This is a genomic window from Arthrobacter sp. 131MFCol6.1 (assembly GCF_000374925.1).
Lineage (GTDB): Bacteria > Actinomycetota > Actinomycetes > Actinomycetales > Micrococcaceae > Arthrobacter.
The window spans coordinates 288,244-305,455 of the sequence record NZ_KB895542.1; the positions used below are offsets into that span (position 1 = coordinate 288,244).

Sequence of the window (17,212 nt, forward strand, 5' to 3'; positions counted from 1 at the left end):
CGAGCGAGAGGGTAACCTTCCTAAAGTGCTTGGAATCAATGGACCGGAGTTCTTACTTCTGCTGATCATCGGCCTTCTGGTGATTGGTCCCAGCAGGCTGCCCGAATATACCCAAAAACTTGCCAATATTGTCAAGGAAGTGCGCCGGATGGCGTCGGGTGCGCGGGAACAAATCAAGGAAGAAGTCGGCATCGATATCGATGAGGTCGACTGGAAGAAGTACGATCCGCGCCAGTACGATCCCCGCCGGATCATCAAGGAAGCGCTCCTTGACGATGACACCAAGCCGATGAGCGCCGGGGCACCGGCAGCGGTGTCCACGGCCGCTGCTGCGACTGCGGTCGCCGAGCACCGCCCACAGCGGGTTCTCGAGCGGCTGCCCGAGGGCGAAGCGGCACCCTTCGACTCAGAGGCGACCTAGGACTTTCCGCGGCGGACGTCCCGGTGCCTGGGCAGGGATGCGGCCGGGGCCAGCCGGCATCCGGGTCGGACCGCCGGTAGCGGGCCGCCGGTGCGGGCCGCTGTCAGCGGGGTTGCAGGCCCAGCGGCATGCCCTTGAGGCCGCGGGGAACCGACGCCAGCCTGCCGGCGATCCCCGCCAGGGCCACGGCCGCAGGAGTTTCCGGACGGCCCAGCACCAGCGGCACCCCGGAATCCCCGCCCTCACGCAACAGGACTTCGAGCGGAATCTGGCCCAGCAGGGGCACGTCCTCACCCATGGTGGCCGAGAGGCGTTCGGCGAGCACGGCGCCACCGCCGCTGCCGAACAGTTCCATCCTGCCGCCGTCGGGCAGTTCAAGGTAGGACATGTTTTCCACGACGCCGGCCACGGTCTGGCCCGTCTGGGTGGCGATCGCACCCGCCCGCTCGGCCACATCCGCGGCGGCCGCCTGCGGGGTGGTCACGACGAGGATCTGTGCCTTGGGCAGCAGCTGGGCGACGGAGATCGCGATGTCGCCGGTGCCGGGGGGCAGGTCCAGGAAGAGGGCGTCGAGGTCGCCGAAGTAGACGTCCGTGAGGAATTGCTCCAGCGCCCGGTGCAGCATCGGGCCGCGCCACGCCACGGGCTGGTTCCCGGTGACGAACATGCCGATGGAGATGACCTTGACCCCGTAGGCCACGGGCGGCAGGATCATGTCGTCCACCCGCGTGGGGGCCTGTGTGATGCCCATCAGTGCCGGAACGGAGAAACCGTACACGTCCGCGTCCACGATCCCCACACGGAGCCCCTGGGCGGCCAGGGCGCACGCCAGGTTGACCGTCACCGAGGACTTGCCCACGCCGCCCTTGCCGCTCGCGACGGCGTACACCCTGGTCAGCGAGCCCGGCGCGTTGAACGGGATGCCGCGCTGGCCGCCGGCGCCCCGCAACCGCTCCTTGAGGGCGTCGCGCTGCTCCTGCGTCATGACTTTCAAGTCCACGTCCACGCCGGTGACGCCCGGGACGGCGGACAGGGCAGCCTCGGTGTCCGCCGTGATGGTGCCGCGCAGCGGGCAGCCCGCGATCGTCAGCAGCACCGCGATCCGCACGCGGCCGCCGTCGCCGATCTCCACGGACTCCACCATGCCGAGCTCGGTGATGGGGCGGCGGAGCTCAGGGTCGATCACGGTGGCAAGTGCGCCGTGCACTGCCTGTTCCAGCGGGGTGCTCATGCGGGCGATGCTCAGCTTTCGGGGATGGTGCGGTGTGCGGGCTGGCGGGTGGGATCGGCCGCGGCCTCAGAGTGGTTCGCTGACGGGTTCGGCAGTTTCCCCGCCGGGTTCCCCGACGGGTCCTCCGCACGGTCCTTCGACGGATCATCCCGCTTGCCGCCGGCCTTGACGCGCGGGATCTGTTGGGTCCGGGGGCCGCGCTTGTCGCGCCGCTCCTTAAGTTTCTCCTTGACCTTTTCGCGTGGGTTCTCGTGGGCGCCGGTGGAGGGATCGTGGGTGCGCAGTTCTTCCTGGGCCTCCAGCATGTCCTCCAGCAGGCTGCGCAGTTCGGCGCGGACGTAGTCGCGGGTGGCTACCTCGCGCAGCGCGATGCGCAGGGACGCAAGTTCCCGGGTCAGGTATTCGGTGTCGGAGAGATTGCGCTCGGCCCGCTGGCGGTCCTGCTGGAGCGAGACCTTGTCGCGGTCGTCCTGCCGGTTCTGGGCCAGCAGCAGCAGGGGCGCGGCGTAGGAGGCCTGCAGGGACAGCATGAGGGTCAGCAGCGTGAAGCCCAGCGCCCGTGAGTCGAACTGCCATTCCTCCGGCGCCCACGTGTTCCAGCCCAGCCAGAACAAGCAGAACACCGTCATGTACATCAGGAACGCGGGGGTGCCCATGAAACGGGCGAAGCCTTCCGTGGCATGGCCGAAGGCGTCCGGGTCGGGACGGAAGTTGGGCAGGATCCGCTGCCGGCCGCTCAGGGGCGTGTCGAGGCCGCCGGTGGTCCTGCCGCCAGGGCGGACATTGGAGGTCCGTGGTGCTGTGGAATCAGCCAATGCGGCCTCCAAGCTTTCTTATCGGGGCGTCGTCCTCGTGGGCGCGCCAGTCGTCCGGCAACAGATGATCAAGCACGTCGTCAACAGTCACCGCCCCCACAAGCCGTCCGTCGTCGTTGACAACCGGAAGGGAGTTGAGGTTATACGTTGCCAGCGCGCGGGCGACCTCGCTGATATGGGCCTGGTCGGAGACCGGCTCCAGGCTCTTGTCCACCAGGTTGCCCAGCGGCTCCGGCGGCGGATAGCGCAAGAGCTGCTGGATATGGACGACGCCGAGGAACCGTCCCGTCGGCGTCTCCAACGGGGGCCGGGCGACGAAAATCGAGGATGCCAGGGCGGGGGAGAGTTCCTCCCGGCGTACGTGCGCGAGTGCCTCTGCGACGGTTGCTTCCGGGGGCAGGATCACCGGCACGGGCGTCATGAGCCCGCCGGCGGTGTCCTCGTCGTATTCGAGCAGGCGGCGGACGTCCTCGGCGCCTTCGGGTTCCATCAGCTGCAGGAGCTCTTCAGCCTGGGCGCTGGGGAGTTCGGCGAGGAGGTCGGCGGCGTCGTCCGGATCCATCTCTTCGAGGACGTCGGCGGCGCGGTTGACGTCCAGGGCGGAGAGGATTTCCACCTGGTCACCTTCGCGCATCTCCTGCAGGACGTCCGCGAGCCGTTCGTCCTGGAGTTCGCTGGCAACCTCGAAGCGGCGTTTGTCGCTCATTTCCTGCAGGGCCTCGGCGAAGTCGGCCGGTTTGAGGTCCTCGTGCGTGGCCACGAACTGGGTGGCGGCCTGCGGCTCGGTCTTGGCGCCTTGCCGGGCATCGGCCCAGTCGATGATGAGGGTTTCATTGCGGCGCAGCCGGCTCAGGGGCGAGAGGGAGTGGCCGCGGCGGACGAAGAGCTTGCTGACGAACCAGTCGCCGGAGCGGTGCCGGTCCATGGCGATGTCCTCGATGGTCGCATCGCCGCTGCCGTCCGCGAGGGTCACCCGGCGGTCGAACATTTCGGCCACCACGAGGGTTTCCGCGCCGCGCTGTTCGAAACGGCGAAGATTGACCAGCCCTGTGCAGATGATCTGGGTCTGGTCTATGGACGTGATCCGGGTCATCGGCACGAAGACGCGCTTCTTGCCGGGGACCTCGACAACGATGCCCACCACGTGCGGGGCGCCCCTGGTTCCGCGGGAAAGCACCACGACGTCGCGCAGCCGACCCAGACGGTCGCCCAATGGGTCGAAGACGTCCAGTCCGAGGAGGCGCGCGACAAACACTCGCGAAAGATTCGTGCTCACTCCTACAGGCTACCGAGTCTGCTCTCTTTTAGCTGAATTTCCAGCCGCACACCAGCCGGATGGGTGAGAATGGGCATATGTCAAACATTTTTGGTGCGCCCAGGGCCGGTGCCCCCAACGGCTCGGACGAGGCCCGCACCGTCCCGAGAGGCGACGTTGTCGGTTCCTACAACTCCTACCTGGATGCCCAGAAGGCGGTGGACTACCTGGCTGACCAGCAGTTCCCCGTGCAGATGGTGTCGATCGTGGGCAATGACCTGAAGATGGTGGAGCGGGTGACCGGCCGGCTGACCTACCCCCGCGTCGCCCTCTCCGGCGCCCTCAGCGGCATGTGGTTCGGCCTGTTCGTCGGCGTCATGCTGTCCTTCTTCTCCACGACCCCCGGTTATTTCTCGATTGTGACGTCAGTGCTGATGGGTGCCGCGTTCTTCATGCTGTTTGGCATCGTCACTTACGCCATGCAGCGCGGCAAGCGTGACTTCACCTCAACCAGCCAGGTGGTGGCGACCAATTACGACGTCGTAGTCTCCTTCGAGGCCGCCGGCGAAGCGCGGCGCCTGCTTCACCAGCTGCCTATGACGGCGCATGACGCGTCCGGTGCCGCTGCCGGCGGTTACGCGCAGCACGATTACCGCCATCAGGCGCCGCCGCAGCCCGGCCCGCCGCAGCCGGGACCGCAGAGCCATGCGCCGCAGCGCCCCGCGGGCTGGAACGACCCCTACGGCCAGAGAACGCCGGAGACCGGCGGAGACGCGGCCGGACAGTACCAGGGCGGTGCGCCCCAGCAGGAGGGCGCCGCAGGCCCCGCTCCGACGGCACCCGCCGCGGCGGAGGAGACGGCCCGCCCGGCCGGCCGGGTTTCTGGGGTGAGCTATCCGGACCTCCCGGACGGCCGCCCGCAGTACGGGGTCAGGGTCACGGACAGCGAGAAGCCCGCGGCAGGCCAGGACGGCCAGCAGCACTGATTCCAGGCAGCACAACAGCAGCAAAAAGGGAGGGTTCCGGTGCCGGAACCCTCCCTTTTTGCTGCTATTTACTGTCTGATTGACCTACGGCGTCTGGCCGTCGGCTTCCAGGTAGATGCCGGCCATCCAGGACTCGACGTCGTCGGCCTTGCGCGGCAGCGCAGCGCTGAGGTTGACCGGCCCGTCGGCCGTCATGAGGATGTCGTCCTCGATCCGGACACCGATGCCGCGGTATTCCTCGGGGATGCCGATGTCCTCGTTCTTGAAGTACAGGCCGGGTTCGATCGTGAACACCATGCCGGGCGTGAGCACGCCGTCGAGGTAGAGTTCCCGCTTCGCCTGGGCGCAGTCGTGGACGTCGAGGCCGAGGTGGTGGCTGGTGCCGTGCGGCATCCACCGGCGGTGCTGCTGGCCCTCGGTGCTGACGGCTTCCTCGACGGAGACCGGCAGGAGGCCCCATTCGGCGAGCCGCTCGGCCAGCACCGTGGTGGCTGCGGTGTGGATGTCCCGGAACTTCGTGCCCGGCTGGGCAGCGGCAAAGCCGGCGTCGGCGGCGTCGAGCACTGCCTCGTAGACCCTGCGCTGGACCTCGGAGAACTTGCCGTTGGCCGGCAGGGTGCGGGTGATGTCCGCAGTGTAGAGCGAGTCGGCCTCAACGCCGGCGTCCAGGAGCAGCAGTTCGCCGGCGTTGATCTTGCCGGTGTTCCGGGTCCAGTGCAGCACGGTGGCGTTGTTGCCGGAGGCGGCGATGGTGTCGTAGCCGAGCTCGTTGCCTTCCTCGCGGGCCCGGGCGAAGAACGCACCTTCCACGACGCGCTCGCCGCGGTGGTGGGTGAGCGCCCGCGGGATCGCCTTGACCACCTCCGTGAAGCCGGCCACGGTGGCGGCGACGGCGATCTTCATCTGTTCGATTTCCCACTCGTCCTTGAGCAGGCGCAGTTCCGAGAGGGCCTCGGTGAGTTTCTCGTCAAGGGCGTCGAGCACGCTCAGGTCGAGGTTGTCGGGGTCCTTGGCAGTGTTGTAGCGGGCGGTGTCGACGAGGGCGTCAATGTTCTCGTCAACCTTGCGGACCAGCCTGATGGAGATGCCGCCGATCTCGGGCGCGCCGACGTTCTTGGTGATGGCGAGTTCGAGTTCGGCGATGTCCGCCGTGTCCAGTCCGAGCTTGGCCTTGAACTCGGCCAGGGTCGGGCGTGCACCGATCCAGAACTCCCCGGAGCGGGAGTCGGCGTAGAACTGCTCGGTGTCGCGGCCGGCCAACGGGCGGAAGTACAGCGTGGCGTGGTGGTTTCCGCCGTCGTCGCCGGTGCCCTCCGCAACCGGTTCCAGGATCAGGACCGCATCGGGTTCGTGGTCCAGGCCGAGGCCGGTGAGGTGCGCGAAGGCAGAGTGCGGCCGGAAGCGGTAGTCGCAGTCGTTCGAGCGGACCTTCAGCGGGCCGGCGGGGATGACCAGGCGTTCACCTTTGAACTGGCCTGAGATGGTGCGGCGCCGGGCTGCGGCGTGGCCCGCGACGGCGTCCCGCTCGGGGAGCTGTTGCGTGGCCGGCGCCCAGTTGCTGGCCATGAAGGCCTTGAAGGCGTCGGAACTGGGCCGCTGCGAGCGGTTGTTGACGCGCTCTTCGAGGGGCTGGGAAGCGGAGACTAGGGTGTTATCTGCATCGTTCACCGTCCCATAGTCTCACCAGCGCCGCGGCTTAGGCCAACGGCGCGCTCGCGCCACAGGGCGGGCTGCGGGGCCCCGGCCTAACGGAGCCGGGGCTTTGGATCCTGCCATCTACTAGGCTGGTGAGGTGAGGATCGACCTGCATGCGCACTCCAACGTTTCCGACGGCACCCAGGCACCGGCTGACGTCATGGAGTCCGCCGCCGCTGCGGGCCTCGACGTCATCGCCCTGACCGATCACGATTCCACTGCCGGGTGGGCGGAGGCCGCCGTCGCTGCCCGGAAAGCCGGGGTCGCCCTGGTCCCGGGCATGGAGATCTCGTGCCGCACCGCGGAAGGCATCAGCGTCCACCTGCTCAGCTACCTCCACGATCCCGCACATCCCGGACTGCTGGAGGAAATCACCAAGTCCAAGGATGCCCGGCACACGAGGGCGCAGAAGATGGTCACCCTTTTGTCCGAGGACTACCCGCTGACATGGGACGACGTGATTCACCACGTCGCGCCGGGCGCCACCCTGGGCCGTCCGCACATCGCCGACGCGCTCGTCGCGGCCGGTGTGGTGGAAGACCGGGCCGAGGCCTTTGGTTCCATCCTCACAGCACGTTCGCGCTACTGGGTCCAGCACTATGCGCCGGAGCCGGCGCTCGCCGTCGAACTGGTCCGTGCAGCAGGCGGCGTTCCGGTGTTTGCCCACCCGGTCGCGTCCGCCCGCGGCCGGATCGTGGGGGAGGGGACCTACCGGGAGATGGTCGACGCCGGTCTGGCGGGCCTGGAAATCTACCACCGGGACAATCCCGAGGAGGGCCGGACGTTCCTGCGCCGCATCGCCGAACGTTATGGCCTGCTGGTTACGGGGTCCTCCGATTACCACGGCGCAGGAAAGCCGAACCTGCTGGGGGAGAACCTGACCTCCGCAGAAGTCTTTGCCCGGATCGAGGAACTGGGCACGGGCTCATCGGTGGTGCGCTGAGGGACGACCGTCCTTCACCCACGTTGCCCTATCACTTAGCGTCCCTTTGCCGCCGGAATAGCCGCCAAAAGTGATAGCGCAACGGGCGGTGCGGCGGTGCGGGGCGGGCTGAGGTTGGCGGGTCAGACGGTCGGGAAAGACGTGAACTGCGCCTTCGCGGCCAGGCGCTTGGCCATGACGTCGATGGCCGGCTGGTTCTGGTCCACGCACACGAACCTGCGGTCGAGTTTCGCGGCCACGGATCCGAGCGTGCCGGAACCTGCGAAGAAGTCCAGGCACCAGTCGCCCGGCCGGCTCGAGGCCGCAACCACGCGGCGGATAAGCCCCTCCGGCTTCTGCGTCGGGTAGCCGGTCTTCTCCTTGCCGGTCGGCGAAACGATCGTGTGCCACCACACGTCCGTGGGCAGCTTCCCGAGCTCGCGCTTGGCGGGGGTGACAAGTCCGGGCGCCATGTAGGGCTCACGGTCCACCTCGGCGGAGTCGAAATGGTACTTGGCCGGGTTCTTGACGTAGACCAGGATGTTGTCGTGCTTGGTGGGCCAGCGGTACTTGGCCCGTGCACCGTAGTCGTACGCCCAGATGATCTCGTTCAGGAAGCATTCGCGGCCAAAGATCGCGTCCAGCATGACCTTCGCGTAGTGCACCTCGCGGTAGTCCAGGTGCAGGTACAAGGTGCCGTCGTCGGCCAGGAGCCGCCAGGCCTCCACGAGCCGGGGCTCGAGGAAGGACCAGTAGTCGCTGAACGCGTCGTCGTACTTGTGCAGCGCGCCCTTGATGGTGTCGTAGGACCGGCCCTTGAACCCGACACGGTCACCCTCGCCGCCGGCGTTGAGCACCATCCTGGTTTCCTGGCGCCGCTGGACCCGGCCCGTGTTGAAGGGCGGGTCCACGTAAATCAGTGTGAAGGCGCCGTCCGGCAGCGTGGGGAGGTATTCCGCGTTGTCCGCGTGTACCACCAGGTTGCTGCCGTCCGGCGCCCAGACGGTGTCAGTCATGGAGGGGATTAGGCCTCGGCGCCGCTCGGCTGTGCGTCGCCGCCGGCCACTACCTCGCCGTTGCGCCGGCGGGTGCGGGTCCGGCGCCGGGCACGGGTTGCCCGGTCCACCTCGGTGGGGGCCTTCGCCGGCGCGGCGGCAGCAGCTTCCGGCCCCTGTCCGTTGGCGGTGGACGCCGTGGCGGCATCGGCCTCGGCAGCAGGACGGCGACGGCGGTCGCCGGAGCGTCCGCCGGCTTCGGCGCCGCTGCGGCGCGAGTCACGGCCGCCGGTGCGGCTGCCTTCCCGGGCGCCGTCACGGCCGCCGGTGCGGCTGCCTTCCCGGGCACCGTCACGGCTGCCCGTGCGGCTGGTTTCGCGGCCGCTGTCCTTTGCGCTGGTGCGCGAGTTCTTCTTGCCGGTCTCGCCGAGGTCCTCGAGGACCTCCGCGTCGACGCCGGCCAGCACACGCTTGTCGCGGGGCAACCGGCCCTTGGTGCCCGCGGGGATGTCGAGTTCCTCGAACAGGTGGGGCGAGGACGAGTAGGTTTCCACGGGCTCGGGGTAGCTCAGGCCGAGGGCCTTGTTGATGAGCCCCCAGCGCGGCATGTCGTCCCAGTCAACAAAGGTCACGGCGGTGCCCTTGTTGCCGGCACGGCCGGTGCGGCCCACGCGGTGCAGATAGATCTTCTCGTCTTCGACGCACTGGTAGTTGATCACGTGGGTGACGTCGTCGACGTCGATGCCGCGGGCAGCGACGTCGGTAGCCACGAGGACGTCCACCTTGTTGTTGCGGAAGGCGCGCAGAGCCTGTTCGCGGGCGCCCTGGCCGAGGTCGCCGTGGATGGCGGCCGCGGCGAAGCCGCGGTCCACGAGTTCCTCGGCCACCTTCGCGGCGGTGCGCTTGGTCTTGGTGAAGATGATGGTGCGGCCGCGTCCGCGGGCCTGCAGGATGCGGGCCACGACCTCCACCTTGTCCATGCTGTGGGCACGGTAGATCAGCTGGCGGATGTCGCGCTTGGTCAGGCCTTCGTCGTCCGGGTCCGCGGCGCGGATGTGGGTCGGCTGGGTCATGTAGCGGCGGGCCATGGCGATGACCGGGCCGGGCATGGTGGCGGAGAACAGGAGCGTCTGGCGGACCGCGGGCGTGCCGGCGATCAGGGTTTCCACGTCCGGCAGGAACCCGAGGTCCAGCATCTCGTCGGCTTCGTCGAGGATGACGATCTTGACGTTCTTCAGGCTCAGGTGCTTCTGCTTGTAGAGGTCGATCAGGCGGCCGGGGGTGCCGACGACAACTTCGACGCCGTTCTGCAGCGCCTCGACCTGCGGCTCGTAAGCGCGGCCTCCGTAAATGGTGGCAATGCGGGCGTTGCGCTTCTTGGCGGCGTTTTCGAGGTCCTTGGCTACCTGGACGGCGAGTTCGCGGGTGGGCACGATCACCAGGGCCTGCGGGGCGCCGGGAACGGCCAGCTTGTCAAAGCCGGCATCGTCACGGCCGACGACGCGCTGCAGCGCCGGGATGCCGAAGCCGAGGGTTTTGCCCGTACCGGTCTTGGCCTGGCCGATGATGTCGTGCCCTGCCAGTGCGACCGGCAGCGTCATGGCCTGGATCGGGAAGGGGTGGGTGATGCCGGCGTCGGCCAGGGACTCCACGATGTCCGCGCGGACATTGAAGTCGGCAAAGGTCTTCTCGGCAATCTCGTGCGGCTTTTCGTCCGAGATGATGGTCTCTTCGGGCTCGATGGTCTCCGTGCCGGACTCATCGGTCAGAAGCTGGTGCGTGTGCAATTCACTCACAGGGGAGTTTCCTTATTCATTTTGGGCTGCGCTGCTTGCTCAACGGGGCCGGCCATGGTGGCCGTTCCGGAGCACGCTCAGGCGCGCAAGCAATTCCAGTGGAAGCCGATCGCGGGCTATCTAAATGCTGGCACTGGGGACCAGCGGGTGTATCTCAAGATCGCGTAGGGGCGGGCTTGTTGAATTCGAAAATCATGGAAATCAACGACCGGGCATCCATTTCTACCTCTTCAGTCTAGCTGTACAAGGCGCGGATCCTCGACTGGCCGGGTGATTGCGCCTCGGGAGGCCGCCGCGAGCGGGCCGGCTGCGGACCGCCAGCGGTCCGTCGACGGGCCTGCAGGGGGCCGTCAGCCCACGAGCTCCAACTGGATTTCCCGCGTGGCGATGTCCGAGGACACCACCCGGACCCGGACTTTGGTGCCCGGTTCCAGTTCGCCGGGGCAACGTGCGGTCACGGCGGGCTCGGCGATCTGGACGATCCCGGACGGGCCGTTTCCGTTGCCGTTGGTCTTCCCGCCATTCCCGTTGCTGGTGCCGTTGATGCTTTTTGCCGGCTTCGGACCGGAGATGACGACGGCGTCGAATTCCTGGCCGATGTGGTTGACGAGCAGCGCCGCCTCCACGGTGTCCAGCGACAGCCGCTCCAGTTTCGCGGCCAGCTGGTCCGAAGTGCCCATGATGGCCGGGAGGGACGGCAGTGCTTTCCGGGCCCAGGCAGGAACTTCGGTGCCGTTGCTCAGGGCTTCGCAGATCACCAGCACGAAGCGGTCGACCAGCCGCCGCAACGGTGCCGTGGAATGGGCGTAGGCGGCGCCGATGGCGGACTGGACGGCGGCGTCGGGCACCGTGCCGTCGAAGGGCGTGTACCCGGCGCCGCGGAAGAGCATCCCGGCCGAATGCACAATGGCCAGCTGCCGGGGGTCCGTCGGGTCAAGGGTCCGCAGGTACTCGCCATAGCGCATTTCCCCGTCCCAGGGCTTGCCGAGGGCGTGGGTCTGCCGGTGGAAGTGGCGCAGTGACGCCTCGTCCGGGGCGGGCATCGTGCGCAGGATGCCGACTTTGCCCCGGAGCATGAGCGCGGCGGCGGCCATCCCGGTCATGAGTGAAATCTGGGCGTTCCAGTCCTCCACCGGCAGCGGCGGGGCCGCCACGATCCGGTAGCCGCCGTCGGGCAGCTGCTGGATCTCCTGCTCCGGCATGTTCAGGCTCGCGCCGCCGCGCAGGCGTTCCAGTTCCACCCGTTTGATGCCTACTTCTTTCAGCAGCTGCAGCACGGGCGCCGCGGTGCCGGCGTCGAGCTCGGCCTGCACACCTTTGTAGTTGAGCTTCGCGCGGCTGCGGACCTGTGCCCGGCGCACGAGGACCGAGGCGACCTCTGCCGCGGCGTCGAGCTCGAACTCCCAGACGAAAGCAGCGCACAGCTGCCCGGCGAGCAGGCTGCCGGCGGCCTCGCTGATGATCTCCGGGTGCAGCGGAATCCGGCCGTCCGGGGTGTAGAAGGTCTGGCCGCGGCGCCGGGTCTCGGCGTCGAGCGCCCCGCCCGGGGCGACAAACGAGGGGACGTCGGCGATGGCATAGAAGACCTTGTAGCCGCCGTCGCTCCGTTCGATAAACAGGGCCTGGTCCAGGTCGGTGGACGACGCCGGATCGATGGTCACGAACTCGACATGCGTGAGGTCAAGGTCCGGGAGCTTGTGCTCGGCCACTGCCGCCTCCGCGTCGCGCAGCACAACTTCGGGGAACGGGCCGGGCAGTTCCAGGGTGGTGCGCAACGCCTTGAGGGCCCCGGCAAGCTGGTTCTGCTGCTCGTGGACACTGGGGGTCAGGCGATGATGGGACACGAAAATCAGGGTAGCCCGATTTCCGCTATTAGTCTTGGATGATGAGCGCAACTGCGGACGATCCGGCCCTCTACAACAGCTTCATTGCCGACCTGCTGGGAGTCTTGGCGTACGGCGAGCTTTCCGCCTTCGAACGGCTGTCCTCGAGTGCCCGGTATTCGCCCACGCTGCATGACCGTGCGGTGCTGGGCAGGATGGCGGTGGTCGAGTTCCAGCATTACGAACTCGTCCGGGCCCGGCTCGAGCACATGGGCCTGGACACGGAAGCCGCCATGCTCCCGTTCCAGCCTTCGGTGGACCACTTCCACGAACGCACGCGCCCGTCGGACTGGTACGAAGCCCTCATGAAGGCCTACGTGATCGACACGGTCGCCGCGGACTTTTACGGCGTCGTCGGCCGGTACGTCGACACCGCGACCCGGAAGCTGATCGGGCAGGTTCGCTCCACCGGGGAGTCCACGGCCGTGCTGCAGGAGCGCCTCAAAGCGGCCCTGGCCGATGACCCCCGGCTGGCGTCGCGCCTGGCGTTGTGGGCCAGGCGCCTGCTGGGGGAGGTCCTGAACCACGCCCAGCGCGTCAGCGCTGAGCACGCGTTCCTCGGCGGGCTCTCGGGGCTGGACGACGCCGGCGCCCGGGCGCTGGTCAACGGCCTGGCGGCCGAGCTCGCAGCGAACCACGCGCGCCGGATGACGGAGCTGGGTCTCGCCGGATAGTTCAGGGCCGGCCGGCAGTGCAGTCTGCGGACCTTCCTAGGACGCGGCGTCCAGCGCCGCGAGCAAGGCTGCGGCGGCGTGGGCGGGATCGGTGGCGTCGGTGATCGCCCGGACCACGACGATCCGCCGGGCACCGGCGTCGACTACCTGTTCCACGTTGCTGAGGTCGATCCCGCCGATCGCGAACCACGGCAGCAGGCTTTCGGCCCGGCCGTTGACCTTGCCGGTTCCCTCCGCGTCCGCCCCGCCGACCGCCTGGGCGGCGTAGCGCACCAGGTCGAGACCGACGGCGGCGCGTCCGGGCTTGGTGGGCGTCGCCCACACGGGGCCCACGCAGAAATAATCGAGCCCTTTGCGGCCGGGCGCGGCAGCAATGGCGGCGTCCACCTGCTTCGGGCTGTGGGTGGACAGGCCGATCACGGCATCCTTGCCCAGGAAGCCGCGGGCGGCGTCGAGCGAAATGTCCTTCTGGCCGACATGGAACACCGGAGCCCCGGACAAGGAAGCGATGTCCGCCCGGTCGTTGACGGCCCACAGCCGCCCGTGCCGCTGCGCTGCGCTGTGCAGGACCTCCAGCAGTTCCAGTTCCTCGGAGGCCTCGAGCGACTTGTCGCGCAACTGGATGATGTCCACGCCGCCGGCGAAGGCGGCGTCGACGAAGTCCTCGAAGTCGCCGCGGTCCCTGCGGGAGTCGGTGCAGAGATAGAGGCGGGCGGTGGTGTGGAGGGGGTCCTGGCTCATGGGACCAGCCTAGTTCCTCTAAACTGGGCGCATACCGCGGGAGCCCGCAGCAGCCGTGTCGCCGCTGCCCGGCTGAGAGGGCGTCAGAGCCGACCGCTTGACCTGATCCGGCTAGTACCGGCGTAGGGAAGGAATTTTTCATGGGCACACGAGCCGGCCGCGCAGCCGAAGCCGCAAATGACGCCGCCGCCCGGATTTGTGACACAGGGCCCGGTACCGCAGAGGGAACCGCCCCGGGGGATACCAGTGCCGATGTGGCCGTGATCGGCGGCGGGGTGATCGGCCATGGCATCGCGTTCGAGGCCATCCGCTCGGGCCGTTCCGTGGTCCTGATCGATGATGCTCCCGGCAGCGGAGCCAGCTGGGCCGCAGCCGGCATGCTGGCCCCCGTGAGTGAGCTGCACTACCAGGAGGAACAGCTCCTGGAACTGATGCTTGAGGCCTCCCGGTTGTGGCCAGGATTCGCTGCGGCGATCGACGCCGGTGCCGCCGGCACCGAATCCCGGGCAGGTACCGGCTACTTAACGACGCCGACCCTGGCGGTGGGGGCCGACGCGGCGGACCGGCGCGCGCTCGCGGACTTGCGGGAAGTCCAGCAGGCCAGCGGCCTCAGCGTGGAGCCACTGACGGTGCGCGAGGCACGCACCCGGGAGCCCCTGCTGAGTCCCGGCATCTCGTGTGCCTTTGACATCCCGGCCGACCACCAGGTGGACCCCCGCCTGCTGATCGCCCGGCTCGCCGACGTACTCGGTGCGGAAGGCGGCAGCTTCGTCCGCCAGCGCGCGGCAGGCCTGCTGTGGCAGGACGGACAGGTGGCGGGTGCGCGGCTGGCCGGCGGCGGTTCCGTGCGGGCTGCGGAAACCGTGGTCGCCAACGGGCTCGGCGCCGCCGGGCTCGAGGAGCTGCCCGCAGGACTGGCGCTGCCGCTGCGCCCCGTCTACGGCGACATCCTCCGGCTTCGCGTGCCCCCGCATCTGCAGCCGCTGCTCACGGCCACCGTGCGGGGCATGGTGCGCGGCGTCCCGGTGTACATCGTCCCCCGCCAGGACGGCACCGTCGTGGTCGGGGCCACCCAGCGCGAGGATGGACCGTCGGACCCCCGCGCGGTTTCGGCCGGCGGCATCTACCAGCTGCTGCGGGATGCCCAGCAGCTGGTGCCCGCGGTCGCCGAGCTGGAGCTGCTGGAAGCCACGGCGCGGGCCCGGCCCGGCACACCGGACAACGCCCCGCTGTTGGGGCGGGTCGCGCGACCGGACGGCGGGAACGTCCCAGGGCTCATCATCGCCACAGGATTCTTCCGGCACGGCGTCCTGCTGACCCCCGCCGCTGCGGCCGTGTGCCGGCAACTCATGGACTTCACGCCGGACCCGCGCTGGGCCGGGTTCCGCCCCGATCGTTTTTCCCGCATCCCGGATACGTCCGGGGACAGCCCCAAGAAGGAAGCAGCATGAACATCCGACTCAACGGAACGGAGCAGAGCGTCGCCGACGGCGCCTCCGTCTCCACACTCGTCAGCCAGCTCACGGGCAGGAGCATCGGCCCCGACGGCCGCGCTGCCGACGGGCGGAAGCTCGGTGTCGCCGTGGCCCGCAATGCCGAAGTGGTACCGCGCAGCCAGTGGCACGCCACGGCGCTCGCCGACGGCGACGACGTCGAACTTGTCACGGCAGTCCAGGGAGGATGACCAGCATGAACGAGACAACGTTCGCAGGAACACAGGCGGTGCCCATGACCGGAGCGGTGGCCGATCCGTTCGTGGTCGACGGCGTGAGGCTCGGCTCCCGCCTCATTATGGGAACCGGCGGTGCGCCGAGCCTGGACGGGCTCGGGGCGGCACTTGTGGCGTCCGGGACGGAGCTGACTACGGTGGCGATGCGCCGCTATTCGCCGGCGGAGACGGGATCGCTGTTCCAGCTGCTCGAGGACCGCCAGATCCGGGTGCTGCCCAACACGGCAGGCTGCTTCACCGCCAAGGACGCGGTTCTCACCGCCGAGCTGGCCCGGGAGGCCTTGGAAACGGACTGGGTCAAGCTCGAAGTCATTGCCGACGAGCACACGTTGCTGCCGGACGCCGTCGAACTCGTGGACGCAACCGAACAGCTTGTGGCCCGGGGCTTCAAGGTCTTTGCCTACACGAACGACGACCCCGTGCTTGCCCTCCGGCTCGAAAACCTCGGCGCGGCGGCCGTGATGCCGCTGGGCGCCCCGATCGGTACCGGACTGGGCATCCTGAACCCGCACAACATCGAGCTGATCGTCTCGCGCGCGTCCGTGCCAGTGGTGCTGGATGCCGGGATCGGCACGGCCTCGGACGCGGCCCTGGCGATGGAACTCGGCTGCGACGCCGTGCTGCTGGCGACGGCCGTGACCCGGGCGCAGAATCCCGTGCTCATGGGCGAGGCGTTCAAACATGCCGTTATCGCCGGCAGGCTGGCAAAAATGGGCGGCAGGATCCCGCGGCGTGAGCATGCACTGGCGTCTTCGGCGATGGAAGGCCGGGCCGAGTTCCTCTAAAGCCGTGCTTTGAAGCCCCCGGGGACCGGGCCGGCAGGGCCCGGTTCCAGCATCCTCAAGAACTCCAAGCGGTCCTCGCCGCATGGCTCGCACATGGCCGTCACTGCCGAAAGCCAGCACCTACATAACTGGGCGCTACTGGTCGGGCCGGAAGTATCTGTTCCGGCGGGGTGTCTGGGCGGGGTCGAGGTGGGGTGGCGGGATGAACCAGGGGATGCCGGTCCGCATCTGGATGTTCCAGTGTTCCTTGTGGATCACGTGGTGGTGATGGGAGCAGAGCAGGGTTCCGTTCCCGGTTCCGGTGGTTCCGCCGCGGGACCAGTAGGTGATGTGGTGGGCCTCGCACCAGGGCGCGGGAATGGTGCATTGCGGGAAGGCGCAGCCGCGGTCCCGGGCGGTGATGGCCTTGCGGATGTGAGGCGGGAAGACCCGGGAGGCGCGGCCGATGTCCAGGACCTGGCCCTTCCCGCCGAGGACGACCGGGATGATGTCGGCGTCGCAGGCGATTTTGCGGATGGTGCCGGCGGTGGCGGGCCCGGTGAACAGCATCGAGCCGGTCTGCTGCGGCGCCCCTGTGCTGTGCGGGGATCGGGGTCCGAGGCGCGGGGCGCCTGCTGTGGCGCCGTGGGAGTCCTGGAGCCGGGTGAGCAGGTCGCGGTAGTCGATGGTGGCCATGACCTGGGGCCGGAGCCCGCCGGCGGCGGGCAGCCCTCCGGTTGCCAGTGCCGCCTTGCAGGCGCCGACCAGCCCGTCGAGCAGCCGTTGCGGCCGGGAGCGGAGGTCCAGAACCGGCAGCGAGGGGTCCTCTTCCGCCGTGGCGGGGTCCGCGGCGGATCCGGGCTGGTCCGCCGCCGCCCCGTTCTCGCCCGCCCCGTCCTCGCCGGCCCCGTCTTCGCCCGGTCCGGCCTGCGCCGTGGTACCGGCGGCGGTGCCCTCGCCGGTGTCGGGGCCGGTGCGGGGGTTGGTGGCGGTGTTCATCACGGTGATCAGGTGTTCGAACTGGTCCGCGGTGGCGAAGATTTCCAGGTGCTGCAGGCCGTGCCGGGGTTTGCGGAGGAAGGCGCCCTGGAGCTGGCGGAGCAGTTCCTCGGAAGGTTCGGCGCCGTCCTGGTCCAGCGCCTCGGCCCAGCTGCGGCTGACCCGGGCGAGGAAGTCGGCGTCGTTCTCGGCCGCGGTGCGGGTCAGGGCGTGCTCCATCGCCGCCGCGGCCTCGGGGAGGCAGCTGTGCCGGACCCGGTCCAGGGCGAGCGTGATGACCGTCGCGGCCCGGGACGCGACCTCGCC

General features: G+C 68.8%; 16 protein-coding genes and 1 riboswitch. Of the genes, 7 read left to right on the top strand and 9 right to left on the bottom strand.

Going from position 1 to position 17,212, the window contains the following annotated elements:
* Positions 1–25: 25 nt before the first annotated feature.
* Positions 26–421: a twin-arginine translocase TatA/TatE family subunit gene (locus C566_RS0108075; RefSeq protein WP_026266501.1), complete on the top strand. Its 396-nt coding sequence runs from the start codon at positions 26–28 to the stop codon at positions 419–421.
* A gap of 103 nt (positions 422–524) precedes the next feature.
* Here the strand turns inward: C566_RS0108075 and C566_RS0108080 are convergent, their stop codons facing one another.
* The 3 genes from C566_RS0108080 to C566_RS0108090 are packed head-to-tail and all read right to left on the bottom strand — an operon-like array spanning position 525 to position 3,743.
* On the bottom strand, positions 525–1,652 hold the full coding sequence (locus C566_RS0108080) for an Mrp/NBP35 family ATP-binding protein (protein ID WP_018773824.1): 1,128 nt from the start codon (positions 1,650–1,652) through the stop codon (positions 525–527).
* Between the two features lie 11 nt (positions 1,653–1,663).
* Positions 1,664–2,479: a DUF1003 domain-containing protein gene (locus tag C566_RS0108085; RefSeq protein WP_018773825.1), complete on the bottom strand. Its 816-nt coding sequence runs from the start codon at positions 2,477–2,479 to the stop codon at positions 1,664–1,666.
* Positions 2,460–3,743 (bottom strand): magnesium transporter MgtE N-terminal domain-containing protein, encoded by a 1,284-nt coding sequence (locus C566_RS0108090; protein WP_026266502.1) that lies wholly within the window; start codon positions 3,741–3,743, stop codon positions 2,460–2,462. Before C566_RS0108090 ends, C566_RS0108085 begins: the two co-directional genes overlap by 20 nt.
* 77 nt (positions 3,744–3,820) lie before the next feature.
* Here C566_RS0108090 and C566_RS0108095 point away from each other — a divergent pair, with 77 nt between their 5' ends.
* Positions 3,821–4,708 carry a general stress protein gene (locus tag C566_RS0108095; protein ID WP_018773827.1) on the top strand — a complete coding sequence of 296 codons (888 nt, stop codon included), beginning with the start codon at positions 3,821–3,823 and terminating at the stop codon, positions 4,706–4,708.
* 84 nt (positions 4,709–4,792) lie between these two features.
* Here C566_RS0108095 and C566_RS0108100 read toward each other — a convergent pair whose 3' ends face one another.
* Complete coding sequence (locus C566_RS0108100; protein ID WP_018773828.1) at positions 4,793–6,376, bottom strand: aminopeptidase P family protein; 1,584 nt, start codon at positions 6,374–6,376, stop codon at positions 4,793–4,795.
* A gap of 124 nt (positions 6,377–6,500) precedes the next feature.
* Here C566_RS0108100 and C566_RS0108105 point away from each other — a divergent pair, with 124 nt between their 5' ends.
* Positions 6,501–7,346, top strand: a complete 846-nt coding sequence (locus tag C566_RS0108105; RefSeq protein WP_018773829.1) for a PHP domain-containing protein — start codon at positions 6,501–6,503, stop codon at positions 7,344–7,346.
* Between the two features lie 122 nt (positions 7,347–7,468).
* Here C566_RS0108105 and C566_RS0108110 read toward each other — a convergent pair whose 3' ends face one another.
* From C566_RS0108110 to C566_RS0108120, 3 genes are all read right to left on the bottom strand, one after another.
* Positions 7,469–8,341 (bottom strand): DNA-methyltransferase, encoded by an 873-nt coding sequence (locus C566_RS0108110; protein WP_018773830.1) that lies wholly within the window; start codon positions 8,339–8,341, stop codon positions 7,469–7,471.
* Positions 8,342–8,349: 8 nt separating this feature from the next.
* On the bottom strand, positions 8,350–10,116 hold the full coding sequence (locus C566_RS0108115) for a DEAD/DEAH box helicase (RefSeq protein ID WP_026266503.1): 1,767 nt from the start codon (positions 10,114–10,116) through the stop codon (positions 8,350–8,352).
* A 350-nt stretch (positions 10,117–10,466) separates the two neighbouring features.
* Positions 10,467–11,960 (bottom strand): RNB domain-containing ribonuclease, encoded by a 1,494-nt coding sequence (locus tag C566_RS0108120; RefSeq protein WP_018773833.1) that lies wholly within the window; start codon positions 11,958–11,960, stop codon positions 10,467–10,469.
* Positions 11,961–11,998: 38 nt separating this feature from the next.
* Between C566_RS0108120 and C566_RS0108125 the strand changes: the two genes are divergently transcribed.
* Positions 11,999–12,673 carry a ferritin-like fold-containing protein gene (locus C566_RS0108125; protein ID WP_018773834.1) on the top strand — a complete coding sequence of 225 codons (675 nt, stop codon included), beginning with the start codon at positions 11,999–12,001 and terminating at the stop codon, positions 12,671–12,673.
* A 36-nt stretch (positions 12,674–12,709) separates the two neighbouring features.
* Here the strand turns inward: C566_RS0108125 and thiE are convergent, their stop codons facing one another.
* Complete coding sequence (gene thiE, locus C566_RS0108130; protein WP_018773835.1) at positions 12,710–13,414, bottom strand: thiamine phosphate synthase; 705 nt, start codon at positions 13,412–13,414, stop codon at positions 12,710–12,712.
* A gap of 26 nt (positions 13,415–13,440) precedes the next feature.
* Positions 13,441–13,561: riboswitch (TPP riboswitch) on the top strand.
* Here thiE and thiO point away from each other — a divergent pair.
* The 3 genes from thiO to C566_RS0108145 all read left to right on the top strand — a co-directional run bounded on the left by thiO (position 13,555) and on the right by C566_RS0108145 (position 15,928).
* Positions 13,555–14,865 (top strand): glycine oxidase ThiO, encoded by a 1,311-nt coding sequence (gene thiO / locus C566_RS0108135; protein ID WP_018773836.1) that lies wholly within the window; start codon positions 13,555–13,557, stop codon positions 14,863–14,865. It overlaps the preceding riboswitch by 7 nt.
* A complete protein-coding gene (gene thiS, locus C566_RS0108140) occupies positions 14,862–15,098 on the top strand; it encodes a sulfur carrier protein ThiS (RefSeq protein ID WP_018773837.1) in 237 nt (78 codons plus the stop codon). Before thiO ends, thiS begins: the two co-directional genes overlap by 4 nt.
* Before the next feature lie 5 nt (positions 15,099–15,103).
* Complete coding sequence (locus tag C566_RS0108145; RefSeq protein WP_043466393.1) at positions 15,104–15,928, top strand: thiazole synthase; 825 nt, start codon at positions 15,104–15,106, stop codon at positions 15,926–15,928.
* A 135-nt stretch (positions 15,929–16,063) separates the two neighbouring features.
* Here C566_RS0108145 and C566_RS0108150 read toward each other — a convergent pair.
* Positions 16,064–17,212: DUF222 domain-containing protein (locus C566_RS0108150; protein WP_026266504.1), on the bottom strand; the 1,149-nt coding region annotated here is incomplete at its 5' end.

Bases quoted from the DNA above. Each gene is read 5' to 3' on its own strand.
- thiE (WP_018773835.1), bottom strand. From the start codon at position 13,414: ATGAGCCAGGACCCCCTCCACACCACCGCCCGCCTCTATCTCTGCACC.
- C566_RS0108110 (WP_018773830.1), bottom strand. From the start codon at position 8,341: ATGACTGACACCGTCTGGGCGCCGGACGGCAGCAACCTGGTGGTACAC.
- C566_RS0108095 (WP_018773827.1), top strand. From the start codon at position 3,821: ATGTCAAACATTTTTGGTGCGCCCAGGGCCGGTGCCCCCAACGGCTCG.
- C566_RS0108080 (WP_018773824.1), bottom strand. From the start codon at position 1,652: ATGAGCACCCCGCTGGAACAGGCAGTGCACGGCGCACTTGCCACCGTG.
- thiS (WP_018773837.1), top strand. From the start codon at position 14,862: ATGAACATCCGACTCAACGGAACGGAGCAGAGCGTCGCCGACGGCGCC.
- thiO (WP_018773836.1), top strand. From the start codon at position 13,555: ATGGGCACACGAGCCGGCCGCGCAGCCGAAGCCGCAAATGACGCCGCC.
- C566_RS0108125 (WP_018773834.1), top strand. From the start codon at position 11,999: ATGATGAGCGCAACTGCGGACGATCCGGCCCTCTACAACAGCTTCATT.
- C566_RS0108145 (WP_043466393.1), top strand. From the start codon at position 15,104: ATGAACGAGACAACGTTCGCAGGAACACAGGCGGTGCCCATGACCGGA.